The following is an 11,686-nucleotide window of genomic DNA, read 5'->3' as shown; positions in this document are numbered from 1 at the left end:
TCGAGCTCGCCCGTGATGATGGGCTTCTTGTAGTACCGATTCCCGTAGGAGCGGACGAGGCCGGAGATCTCCATCCCCTCGAGGTTCTCCGCGAAGTACGTGGCCATGTCCCCGCGGTACTGCTCCCCGTCCACGAGGATGTCGATCCCGATGCCCTCCTGAAACCGAATCCACTCGGCCGTCGCCCTTTCGGAGAGTCCGCGAAGCTCCGCGGCCTTGAGCTTCCCGGCGGCCTCCTTGGCCCGCGCCGCGGTCAGGTAGTCCGGCTTCGGCAGGGACCCGACGCTCGTGGTCTCAAGTGCGCTCATGCGCCGCCTCCGATGCGCGTTGCGGCGGCAACCAGCACGGCGAGTTTCTGCCGAGCCTTCTCCCGTGGCAGGAACTCGAGCCCGTTCGACGGTGCGAGGTAGGAGCGATTGAGGTCGACCGAATCTTGGAGCCGCCGGACTCGGGCTGCGAGAGCCCTCGGATCCTCGAGCCGCGTGTTTCGGGCGTCGACCACGCCCAGGACGAGCGGTTTCTCGGACCCGCGTTTGACCAGTTGGCTCCAAGTCTTCGCTCCCTGCACGAGGTCGAGGAGAAAGGCATCCGCCGGGATCTCCAGGAGGTCACGGTAGATTCGGGCCACGTCTCCGAAGTACGTGGCCAAGATGAGTTCCGCGGTCCCCTTGCGGGAAGCGAGGCGCTCGAAGGTTTCGGCCACCAGGGGCAGGTCCTCCGGCTCGCGGGTCAGAATGGGCTCGTCCACCTGAATGTGGGCCGCGCCCGCGGCCTGGAGTGCGGCGACCTCCTCCGCGAGCGCGTCCGCGAACGCCAGGGCGAGCGCTCGCCGCTTCCCGTAGTGACGGTCGAGCGCCAGGCTCGCCAGGGTCACCGGGCCGGTCAGCACGGCCTTGACGGGAGCGTGGCACGCCTCCGCGGCGAACCGCCACTCGTCGACAAGGATCGGCCCTCGCCAGTCCAGGGTCGCGGTGACGATGGGCTGCCGGTAGTATGTGTTCGTGTCGAAGTACCGGACGAGGCCGCCGACCTCCACGCCGGCAAGCTTGCGGGCAAGGTGGCTCTGGCTGTCGTTCCACCGCACCAGGCCGTCCGTAACGAGATCAGCACCTGCTTCGGCTTGCTCCCGGAGGACCCCATGCACCGTGTCCTGCTCGGCCGCGAGCAGGTCTGCCTCCGTGGCTTCGCCCTTATCGAAGCGAGCAATCGCTCGGCGCAGCGCCTGCTCCTCGTGGGTGTCTCCAATCCGCGGATACGATCCAACCACCGTGGTGCGAACCATGTGAGGGTCCCGCCGCGGTTCCACAGGAGGCCGGGGATAAAAGGTTCTACATTCGGAAAGGAATAGTAATATGCCGACTCACTCACTTCGAGAGCGCCTCTTCGGTTTGCTCCTCGAGGAGCTTGACCTCACCCTGCTTGTTGATGTGGTAGAACCCCTGGAGGTCCTTGTACCCGATCTCCTCCATGTACAGGCAGTCCACGGGGCACACGTCCACGCATTGCTGGCAGCCGATGCACTTCGTGTAGTCGAACTCGGGAACCACGATGGGCTTGCCCTTGCGGTCGTTCGGGCCGTCGGGCATATCGATGCAGCGGGTCGGGCATTCCCGTTCGCACTTGCGGCAGCCGATGCAGACATCGGCCTCGACGATGGGATGCTCCCCCATGCGGTTGATGAGGACGGTCTCCTTGTCCGAGACCGCGTCGGGCATGCGCAGCTCCTCGCTGCGGTAATACAGGTCCTCGCGGGCGTAGTCCGCGTGCTCGAACTCCTGGGTGAAGTTCCAAGCGTCCGTGGGGCAGTACTCCATGCAGTTGCCGCAGAACAGGCAGTGGCCGATGTCCACGGCGGGACGCCGGATGATCTTCTTCATCTCGTCGAGCATTGCGCGGCTCGGATGGAGGTAGGGATCGTCCTTCTCGACCTCGTGGAACTCGAAGTAGATGCACTCGTTCGGGCACACCTTGGCGCACAGCTCGCAGCCGATGCACTTGTACCAATCGATGCTGTGCTGCCCGCGGAACGCGCTCGGGAGCTCGACCTTCTGGTACGGATACAGATGGGTCACGGGCTTGCGTCCGCCCGGGACGAGCTTGTTGACCACCGGGAGCGTGACCAGCGTGTTCTTGATCGCGGCGCCCAGGGGGCGGACGATACCGCGCACGGTCCCCGTGGGCCGAACCTCGGTCAGGTCAGTGTCGGACTTGGGGGACTTCATACGTGTAGTCTCCTTGGCGAAGGTCCATGAGCTCGCCCTCGCGCGCGCTGACCGTGCGTCCCTTCTTGGTCCGGATCCACCCGCTCCGCTCTGCCTTGATCTTCGCGCTGAGCTTGAGGAAACCGTCGATGAGCGCCTCGGGTCGCACGGGGCAGCCCGGGATGAAGACGTCCGTAGGGACGAACGTGTAGGAACCCTTCACGACGCTGTACGAGTCGTAGTAGGGGCCGCCGCAGATTGTGCACTCCCCCATGGCGATGACCCACTTGGGGTCCGCCATCTGCTCGTACAGCCGGCGCACGGCGGGACGGAGCTTGAGGGAGATCGGCCCGTTGAGCAGCAGGACATCACACTGGCGGGGCGAGCTCCGGTAGATCACGCCGAAGCGCTCGACGTCGTAGCGTGGGTCCGAGGTCGCCGCCATCTCGATGGCGCAGCACATGATCCCGAAGTGCAGGGGCCACGTCGAGTTCCGCTTGGCCCAGTTGAAGAACTCCCCGACCAGGCCCTGCTTCATCCTCTTGACCATGGCGCCACCGGGGCCACGCTTCAGCGGCGCGTCGATGTTCTCGTCGACCCACTTGAGGAAGTCCCTGGACCGCAGGCCGACGATGTTGGACTGCTCCGGCCTCTGGATCATGGCGGGTCCCTGGCGGCCTCCGGATGCCGCGACGCGCGGCGTAAACCGGTGGGCCTCTTAACCCTTGCCACGCAGGCCCGGGCTTAAAGGTTGGGCCGTGGTATCGCAGGGGCTCGCGCGACCCCGCGGGGCAGGGCAAGATGCCCGAATCGGTGGTCCTGCGGGAATCGAGCGCGTCCGGGATCGCGCACCTCGCGCTGCAAGCGTCGGGACGCCAGAGCCGTCTCAGCGCGCCCGCACCCGTCCAGATGACTCGGCGGGAACGAGATGGGCTCGCCACCCGTACCTTCGCACGACGGGGCGTCGACGAGACTCGATTGTCACCCAGGAGGGTGACAATCTTTTATGGCGCCGCCGAAGTGGAGCCGCCGCGGAGGGGCTTCGGACGCCGATCAACCAGGACCGCTTGCAGAAGCTGGAAGGGTTCGGGCTCACGGAGTACCAGGCCCGCGTGTACCTGGCCCTTCTCGACCTGGGAACCGCCACGGCGAGCGAGATCCCCGCGATTTCCCGCGTGCCTCGCACGCGAATCTACACGACCGTGCGGCAACTCCACGCCAAAGGGCTGGTCCAGATTCTGCCGGAGAGACCCGTGCGCTACCAGGCCGTGCCGTTCTCGCGGTACCTGAAGGCGCTCGCGACGGAGTACCGCCAGAAGGCCGTTCAGATCGCGGCGAACGCAGACGTGCTCGCGGAGGAGTTCAGCGTGACGCCGCTTGAAGTCCCCACGCGCCCGGGCCGGTTCGAGGCGATTTATGGGCGGAGGAACGTCCGCAATAAGCTCGTGGAGATGTACGAGGGCGCGGAGACGGAAATCATCGGGATCGGCTCCACGCACAGCCCGGCCCGCATCCTCCACGGTCTCGGCCAGCAAATCGAGGAGAAGGCGGCGCTCGGCCTGACCATCAAGTTCGCGTTCTTCACGACCCCGGACAACGAGCCCGACATTGCGGCCCTCAGCCGCCATTCCGAGATCCGCCACATCGACTTCTTCACCCCCGTGTGTCGGCACGGGGTGGACGGCCAACAGTTCCTCATGAGCCACCCGATCCCCGACGACGATTCGGGGTTCCGGGGCGAGGACATCGCGATCTGGACGGACGACCCGGCGATCGCGGCGGCCATGGCCCAGATGGCGGAACGGATCTGGGAGATGGGCAAGCGCACGAACCCACGGCCGCGGGAGAGCGTACTGCCGCCCCGGATCATGCCGAAGGCGGGACCGTAAGGCGGCCGAAGAGCTTCCGCAGGTCGGTCAAGGGCTCTCCGTTCGGTCCCGCGACCCGCTGCTCCGCGGGCGGGTGCTGGAAGTACGTTGGGATGCGCTGGCGGATGCGCTCCCCCATGTCCGGCACGTGCTCGTTGTTGTAGAACACGCCGATCGGGATCCGGTCGCCCCACTCGAGCGCCTTCTCGAGGGCTTGCTTCGCCTTGGCCTCGATGTCCGTAGGCTCGTGGACCACGGGGTCGAACCCCTCGGTCTCGAGCTTGTAGACCCGCGGTAGGGGCTTGCCCCCGTTCAGGTCGGCGCGGTCCTCGCCCCCGTACCACTCCTTCGTGTTGATGTCGTTGTAGGTCGGGCAGGGCTGGAGGACGTCCAGGAACGCGTACCCCTGGTGGCGCACACCCTGGACGATCAGGTCCTTGAGATGCTTCACGTCGTACGAGTAGCCGCGGCCGACCCACGTCGCGCCCGCGGCGAGGGCGAGCCAGATCGGGTTCACGGCCTCGTTGATGTTCGGGTGGGCCAGGGACTTCGTCTGGACGCCGAGCTTGAGCGTGGGCGAGGCCTGTCCCTTGGTCAGACCGTACACCCCGTTGTCGTACAGGATGTAGAGCATGTCCAGGTTCCTCCGGCCCGCGTTCACGAAGTGCGCGCCGCCGATCCCCATGCCGTCCCCGTCGCCGCCCACGGCGATGACCTCGAGGTTCGGGTTCGCCAGCTTGATCCCCTGGGCCACGGGCAGGACGCGGCCGTGCAACGTGTGGATCCCGTACGTCTTGATGTAGTGGATCGTCTTCGCGGAGCAGCCGATCCCGGAGACCATGGCCACGCGGTACGGGTCGAGCTTCATCTCCGCGAGGGCCATCTGGACCGTGCGGAGAATGCCAAAGTCCCCGCACCCCGGGCACCAGTCGTTGTGGACCTCCGTGGCGAAGTCCGCGGCCTTGAGGACCTGCTCAAGCGCCATGGGTGAGCACCGTCCTGTGCGGGGCCTGGTTGCGGATGATCGCCTTGATCGCGTCGTGGACCTCAGTGTTGGACATGGGGCGGCCGTTGTACTTGACGACCAGGTGGGTCGGCTCGATGCCCGTGCGCTCCCGGATCAGGCCGCCCAGCTGCGCGCTGAAGTTCATCTCGATGTCCACGCGATGCTTCGCCTTGGCCAGGTACGCGAGGACCGCCTCGGAGGGGAAGGGATTCAGCAGGCGGAGCTGGAGGAAGCCCACGGACTCCTTCTCGGCGAGGAGCCGGTCGAGCGCGTCCAGGATGGGGCCCTTCGTGGAACCCCAGCTCACGAGCACGGTCTCCGCGTCCTTGGCGCCGAAATAGTGGTACTTCACGGAATCCGGGATCTCCTTCCCGGCAAGCTGCAGCTTCGCCTCCCGTTTCTCCATCATCATGTCCCGAAGCCCAGGGTCCTCCGTGATGTGACCCGTCTCGTCGTGCTCGTCGCCCGTGTTCCAGAACAGAGTGCCGTGCTGGCCGACCACCGCCCGCGGGGAAATGGGGTTGTCTCCGAGCTCGAAGCGGTGGTACGGGTGCTCGGGACCGAAGCCGTTCCCGTCGACGACCATGCGGCCGCGGTCGATGCGCAAGTCCGTCAGATCGGGCATGGGGACCGTGCCGCTGTTGTTCGCGAGCGCCTTGTCCACCATGTGGATCACGGGCATCTGGTAGCGCTCCGCGTAGTTGAAGGCGAGGAGGCCGTCCCGGATCATCTCCTCGAAGTCGCCCGAGGCGAGGAGGATCCGGGGGCTGTCGCCGTGCCCGGCGTGCAGGGCGAACCGGAGGTCGCCCTGTTCATGGCGGGTCGGCATGCCCGTGCTTGGGCCCGCCCGCTGGTACAGTGTGATGACCACCGGAATCTCGTTGATCGACGAGTACCCGATGCCCTCCATCATGAGACAAAAACCGGGGCCCGAGGTCGCCGTCGCGGCCCGCGCGCCCGTGAGGGCCGCGCCGATGGCCATCGTGATCGCGGCGATCTCGTCCTCCGTCTGCACGACGAGGACCGAGGCCCCCTTCTCCTTGACGAAGGAGGCGTCCTCGAGCTCGGGCACGTTGTGGCCGTCCAGGTCCAGGACCTCGTTGGCCTCCAGGAACTCGCTCTCGTCGGAGGCCGGTGTGATCGGGTAGTACGTCTGGACGCGCAGCCCCCCGTAGAGCTTCCCCAGGGCGCCCGCCTGGCTGCCCGTGAGGAAGAGCCGCGGCTCCTTCCGCGCCATCTTGGTCAGGGGGTAGCCGAAGTCCGGGGCGAGCGTCTTCCCGATCTCGTACGCCCTCCGCGCACCTGCGGCGTTCATGTCGACGGTGGCCTTCTTGTTCCGGAACACATCGTTCAGGGCCTGGATCGTGTAGTCGAAGGGGAGGCCCACGACGCCGAGGGACGCGCCGACCGCGAGCATGTTGATCATCCGCGCGATCTTGCTCAGCGCGTCGACGTGGAACTCGTCCGCAATCTGCTCGAGGAGATCGTTGTAGGGAATCGGGATCAAGGTCACGCCGCGCTGGCTCGCCGCCTTGAGCAGGTCGTCGAGCGTCTCGCCCACGCCCCGGGCAATCAGGTACGTCTTGAGTTCATCCTTGAGGCGATGCTCGATCGTCGGGATGTCCGAGACCTTCGTCTTCCCCTGGCTCGGGTCGTAGATGATCGCGCCGTCGTCGACGACCTCCCGCGCGTGGCGAAACGCGGTCTCCGCGTCGAACGTCGCGAGCAGGTGGATGTCGTCGATGTGGGACCGCACGACGTGGGAGGACGCCCGTACGGTGAAGTAGGAGTGCTCGCCCTTGATGTTCGAGTAGTACTCGCGCTTCCCGAACACGTTCAGGCCCGCATGGGCGCAGGCCCGCGCGAAGGCATTCGCTGAGGAATCCACGCCGCTCCCCTGGGCACCACCGATCATCCAGGAGAGGTCATTGGTTCTGGGGGTCTTCGCGCTCATAGGATCACGAGGCTCGAGACACAATTCCGCGGTCGTCCGCCGCGGGTCGGCGATGGGGCGAGGGGTTCTTGAACGATTCGAGCCAAAAGCCCTGCGACTGCCAGGACCACCACTCGATCGTGCACGCTCGTCCCTGGGCTAACGCACATGGTCGCGCCTTACAAAGCTTTTGTCTCATTTTTCAAAAGCTGAGACCGGGAGAGCGCGAACCGAAATTTCCCGAGGCGGTGGTCTCTCACGGTGGGCTCGGCGTGGCAACCTTTGGCGCGCGACCCCGTGGCAGCGTGAGTTGCTGCATGAAGTCCTCCATGAACTGGAAGCGGTTCCGGAGCGTGACCTCGCTGACGCCGGCGACTTTGGCGATCGCTTTCTGAGGCCGACGTTCGCCGCACGAGAGGGACGCGAGGTAGATGGCGGCCGCGGCGGTTCCCGCAGGGGAGAGGGACATGGAGCTGTCGACCTTCTCCAGCTCCTTGAGGATCTTGAGCGCCTCGGTCTGCACGTTGTTGCTCAAGCTCAGCTTGGAGCAGAACCGGCTCACATAGTCCGTGGGATGGGATGGCGGCACGCGTAGGGTCAAGGTGCGGAGGAGCGCACCGTACGCCTTGCCGATCGTCTTCTTGCGCACGCCGGTGACCTGTTGCAGCTCGTCCAACGTGCGGGGCACGCCGTCGATCCGGCACGCCGCGTAGACCGCAGCCGCCACGATGCCTTCGATGGACCGCCCGCGGACGAGTCCCTTCTCGAGCGCTTTCTTGCAGATGAAACCCGCCTCATCCTTCACGGGCCGGGGGAGGCCCATCAGGGAGGCCACCCGGTCGAGCGCACGGATGGTCTCGGGCAGGCTGCGCTCCCCGGGGCGGGAGTGGCCCGAGTGGCGCTGGAGCTTCCGCATGCGGTAGAACTTCTCCCGCTCTCGGAGCGGGATCGTGTTCCCCCGGGCGTCCTTGTTCGCGAGGGGGATGACCGTGGTCAGGCCGGACGAGCCCGCCACGTAGCTCCGCGGCGCGCCCGTGCGGGCGAGCCGATCGTTCTCCTCGACCGAGTAGGCGGACCATTCGGGGCCCTCATCGATCGTGCTGTCCCGGATGACGAGGCCGCAGGAGTCGCAGACGAGCTCCCCGCGGGTATAGTCTAGCACCAGATGGTCGCTCTTGCATTCGGGGCAGGTCCGGTCCTCGTCGACGACCGGGTCCGCCCGGGGCACGCTGGGCACGCTTGATTCCCCCACTCACTTGCTGCCCTCCGCCAATATAACGGGATTATAAGAGTGCTTGTCATCCTTTGTGGTGACAAGCATTCAGGGCCGCGGGTCGGTTCGAAGAATGGACCACTGGAAGCGCGCCCATGGACGGGTCTCAAGCCACGGCGAGCTTCTTGGCCCAGACCTCTTGGCCTTCCTTGAACACGTCCCGGCCCTTCGTGTCGTTGGCCACGATCGCGGGGAAATCCTCTACCCGGAACTCCCAGAGGGCTTCCGTTCCCAGTTCGGGGTAGGCGATCACCTTCGCGGACTTGATCCGCTGCGACAGGGTCGCGCCGAGGCCGCCCACCGCGATCAAGTAGACGGCCCTGTGCCTGACGAGGCTGTCGATCACGGCCTGGTTGCGGTTCCCCTTGCCCACGGTCGCCTTCACGCCGTACTCGTACATCCGCGGCGCGTAGGCGTCCATGCGCAGGGACGTCGTCGGCCCCGCGGCCCCGATTGGGCGGCCGGGCGGGGCCGGCGTCGGGCCCACGTAGTACACGATATGCCCGCGGAGGTCCACGGGCAGCGGCCTGCCCGCGTCGAGCAAGTCGACCATCTTCTTGTGCGCGGCGTCCCGCGCTCCGTATAGGAGGCCCGTGATGGTCACGGGATCGCCGATGGAAAGGGTTGCGACGTCTGCATCCTTGAGAGGGGGTCGCAGCTCGATCCGGTCGCTCACAGGACCGCCTCCTTGTGGCGGTGCGCGTGGCAGTCGATGTTCACCGCGACGGGCAGGGCGCCGATGTGGCAGGACTTCGCCTCGATGTGCAGGGCGAGGGCGGTCGTCCCGCCCCCAAGTCCCTGCGGGCCCACGCCGAGTCGGTTCACGGCCGCGAGCCATTCCTTCTCGAGGTTAGCGTAATAGGGGTCCGGGTTCGGCGATCCGAGCGGGCGGTACAGCGCCTTTTTCGCGAGCAGCGTGACCTCCTCGGAGTTCCCACCGATCCCCATGCCCAGCACGAGCGGCGGACAGGCGTTCGGCCCGGCGGCCTTCACGGTCTCCAGCAGGAATGCCTTGGTGCCCTCCACGCCCGCGGACGGGCTCATGATCTTCGTCTTAGACATGTTCTCCGCGCCCGTGCCTTTTGCACCGACGACGATCCTCAAGTGGTCGCCGGGGACGAGGTCGAGGTGGACCATGGCGGGTGTGTTGTCGCCCGTGTTCCCGCGGCGGAGCGGGTCCTTGACGAGGGAGGCTCGGAGGTACTGCTCCTTCCACGCCTCGCGGACACCCTGGTTCACGGCGTCGAGGAGCCCGGGCTTGTCGAAACGTACGTCCTCGCCGAGCTCCAGGAACACCACGGCGATGCCCGTGTCCTGACACATGGGGAGGTTCTCGCGCTGGGCGAGTTCGGAGTTGTCCACGAGCATCGCGAGGATTTCGCGCCCCTGCGGCGAGGGCTCCTCCTTCGCCGCCCGCACGAAGGCGGCCTTGAGCTCGGGGTTGATGACGACGCATGCCTGCTTGTACAGGTCCCGCACCGTCCGGCGAACCTGATCCGTGGAAATCACGCGCAACGCGCTCCGCCTCGCGCCCCGTTGCGGCCGTCGCCGAGATGAACCCTCGGCCCGTGGAATACATATTTCCCATCGCGAGTGGGCAAGGTTAATACGCCCTGTTCCCTGTCGGAAATCCGGGGCTCGTCATGACGGAGTATCGAGTCGAGAAGGACTTCCTCGGGGAACTCAAGGTCCCTAAGACCGCGTACTGGGGCGTCCAGACGCAACGCGCGATTGAGAACTTCCCGATCAGCGGGATCCGCTTCGGCCGGCGGTTCATCTACTCCCTGGGCCTCATCAAGATGGCTTCCGCCCAGACGAACATGGAGCTGGGGCTGCTGGACTCCAAGATCGGCAAGGCGATCGTCCAAGCGTCCCAGGAGGTCATGGACGGGAAGCTCGACGAGCAGTTCCCCCTCGACATCTACCAGACCGGGAGCGGCACGTCGACGAACATGAACGCGAACGAGGTCATCGCGAACCGCGCGAACGAGATCCTGGGCACCGCGCTCGGCGAGAAGGGGGCCGTCCATCCGAACGACCACGTGAACATGGGCCAGTCGTCGAACGACGTGATCCCGACCGCGATCCACGTAGCCGCGGTCATCGCCATCGACCAGGACCTGCTGCCCGCCCTCCGGGAACTCGAGGAGAGCCTGGCGCGCAAAGCGAAGGAGTTCGATCCCATTGTCAAGTCGGGCCGCACGCACCTCATGGATGCCACGCCCATCCGCCTGGGCCAGGAGTTCTCCGGCTACCAGTCCCAGATCGACCACGGCATCCGCCGCGTGACCGCGTCGCGGGCGTCCCTCACGGAGCTCGCGATCGGCGGGACCGCCGTGGGCACGGGGATCAACAGCCATCCCGACTTCCCCGGACGCGTGGTCGAGAAGATCGGCGGCGCGACGAACGCGAAGTTCCGGGTCGCGGAGAACCATTTCGAGGCCCAGATGGCCCAAGACTCCCTCGTGGAGGCGAGCGGCGCGATCCGTACGGTCGCGGTCTCCATGCTCAAGATCGCGAACGACCTACGCTGGCTCTCGTCGGGCCCGCATACGGGACTCCGGGAAATCAACCTCCCCGCGGTCCAACCGGGTTCGTCGATCATGCCCGGAAAGGTGAACCCCGTGATCCCCGAGGCGGTCATGCAGGTCGCGGTCACCGCGATCGGGAATGACGCAACGGTGACCATCGCGAACACGCACTCGAACCTGGACCTGTGCACGATGATGCCGGTCATGTCCCACCGGCTCCAGCAGAACATCGAGCTCCTGTCCAACGTGGCCAGGGTGTTCGCGCACAAGTGCATCGACGGCATCACCGCGAACGTGGACCTCCTGCTCAAGTACGCGGAGTCGAGCCCGGCCATTTCGACGAAGCTCAACCCGCTGATCGGGTACGAGAGGGCCGCGGAGATCGCGAAGGAAGCGGGCAAGACGGGCAAGTCGGTCAAGCAGATCGCGATCGAGAAGGGGATCCTGAAGCCCGAGGAGGCGGAGAAGGTCCTCGACCCGAAGCACCTGACCGCGCCAAGCAAGGACCTCCTCGGCAGCGGCGGCGGCTGAGCTTCCACCGCAGTCGTGGCAACCTATTGACCGCCTACCCGCCCACCAGCTTGGCGGTGTCGATCTGGGCCTTCTGCAGCCGACCCGAGTAGTCCACGTAGATCGTCTTCCAGTACGTGAATTCCTCCAGGGCCGTCGTGCCCGCCTCCCGGGTGTCTGTGGGCCCCGTCTCTTTCGTCCCGCCGAAAGGCAGCTGAACCTCCGCGCCAATCGTGGGCGCGTTCACGTAGGTAATCCCCGCCTCGAGATCCTGCATGGCCCGGAACGCCCAGAGCAAATCGTTCGTGTAGATGGACGAGCTGAGGCCGTACTTCACGGAATTCGCGATCGCGACGGCGTCTTC

The 11,686-nt window shown here is 66.1% G+C and carries 12 protein-coding genes; 2 read left to right on the top strand and 10 right to left on the bottom strand.

Annotated elements, in window-relative coordinates; all coding sequences use genetic code 11:
* The 4 genes from VEY12_02910 to nuoB form a co-directional block, all read right to left on the bottom strand.
* Positions 1-308, bottom strand: a 308-nt coding sequence (locus tag VEY12_02910; GenBank protein HYM39083.1) for a methionine synthase, incomplete at its 3' end; no start/stop codon positions are given.
* On the bottom strand, positions 305-1,282 hold the full coding sequence (locus VEY12_02905; GenBank protein ID HYM39082.1) for a hypothetical protein: 978 nt from the start codon (positions 1,280-1,282) through the stop codon (positions 305-307). The genes VEY12_02910 and VEY12_02905, both read right to left, overlap by 4 nt.
* Before the next feature lie 82 nt (positions 1,283-1,364).
* The gene (locus VEY12_02900) at positions 1,365-2,222 is read right to left on the bottom strand and encodes a 4Fe-4S binding protein (protein ID HYM39081.1); all 858 of its coding nucleotides are present in this window, start codon (positions 2,220-2,222) and stop codon (positions 1,365-1,367) included.
* Complete coding sequence (nuoB, locus tag VEY12_02895; GenBank protein HYM39080.1) at positions 2,197-2,862, bottom strand: NADH-quinone oxidoreductase subunit NuoB; 666 nt, start codon at positions 2,860-2,862, stop codon at positions 2,197-2,199. Before nuoB ends, VEY12_02900 begins: the two co-directional genes overlap by 26 nt.
* 406 nt (positions 2,863-3,268) lie before the next feature.
* Between nuoB and VEY12_02890 the strand changes: the two genes are divergently transcribed.
* Positions 3,269-4,090 (top strand): helix-turn-helix domain-containing protein, encoded by an 822-nt coding sequence (locus VEY12_02890; GenBank protein ID HYM39079.1) that lies wholly within the window; start codon positions 3,269-3,271, stop codon positions 4,088-4,090.
* On the opposite strand, the gene VEY12_02885 is transcribed toward VEY12_02890, so the two are convergent.
* From VEY12_02885 to VEY12_02865, 5 genes are all read right to left on the bottom strand, one after another.
* Positions 4,068-5,054, bottom strand: coding sequence for a 2-oxoacid:ferredoxin oxidoreductase subunit beta (locus tag VEY12_02885; GenBank protein HYM39078.1), 987 nt, complete (start codon positions 5,052-5,054; stop codon positions 4,068-4,070). The two genes, VEY12_02890 and VEY12_02885, sit on opposite strands and share 23 nt — an antisense overlap.
* Positions 5,044-7,029: a 2-oxoacid:ferredoxin oxidoreductase subunit alpha gene (locus VEY12_02880; GenBank protein ID HYM39077.1), complete on the bottom strand. Its 1,986-nt coding sequence runs from the start codon at positions 7,027-7,029 to the stop codon at positions 5,044-5,046. Before VEY12_02880 ends, VEY12_02885 begins: the two co-directional genes overlap by 11 nt.
* Positions 7,030-7,264: 235 nt before the next feature.
* Positions 7,265-8,245, bottom strand: a complete 981-nt coding sequence (locus VEY12_02875) for a TFIIB-type zinc ribbon-containing protein (GenBank protein ID HYM39076.1) — start codon at positions 8,243-8,245, stop codon at positions 7,265-7,267.
* A gap of 142 nt (positions 8,246-8,387) precedes the next feature.
* Positions 8,388-8,957: a FumA C-terminus/TtdB family hydratase beta subunit gene (locus VEY12_02870; protein HYM39075.1), complete on the bottom strand. Its 570-nt coding sequence runs from the start codon at positions 8,955-8,957 to the stop codon at positions 8,388-8,390.
* Positions 8,954-9,790, bottom strand: coding sequence for a fumarate hydratase (locus VEY12_02865; GenBank protein HYM39074.1), 837 nt, complete (start codon positions 9,788-9,790; stop codon positions 8,954-8,956). The genes VEY12_02870 and VEY12_02865 overlap by 4 nt, the downstream gene beginning before the upstream one ends.
* A 134-nt stretch (positions 9,791-9,924) precedes the next feature.
* Between VEY12_02865 and VEY12_02860 the strand changes: the two genes are divergently transcribed.
* On the top strand, positions 9,925-11,343 hold the full coding sequence (locus VEY12_02860; protein HYM39073.1) for a class II fumarate hydratase: 1,419 nt from the start codon (positions 9,925-9,927) through the stop codon (positions 11,341-11,343).
* A gap of 34 nt (positions 11,344-11,377) precedes the next feature.
* On the opposite strand, the gene VEY12_02855 is transcribed toward VEY12_02860, so the two are convergent.
* Positions 11,378-11,686 (bottom strand): aldehyde dehydrogenase family protein (locus tag VEY12_02855; GenBank protein HYM39072.1); only part of this gene is annotated, 309 nt, incomplete at its 5' end.

This window comes from Thermoplasmata archaeon, assembly GCA_035632695.1.
GTDB lineage: Archaea > Thermoplasmatota > Thermoplasmata > RBG-16-68-12 > RBG-16-68-12 > RBG-16-68-12.
Note: the sequence above shows the minus strand (reverse complement) of the source record. Positions and strands in the feature narration are given on the sequence as shown.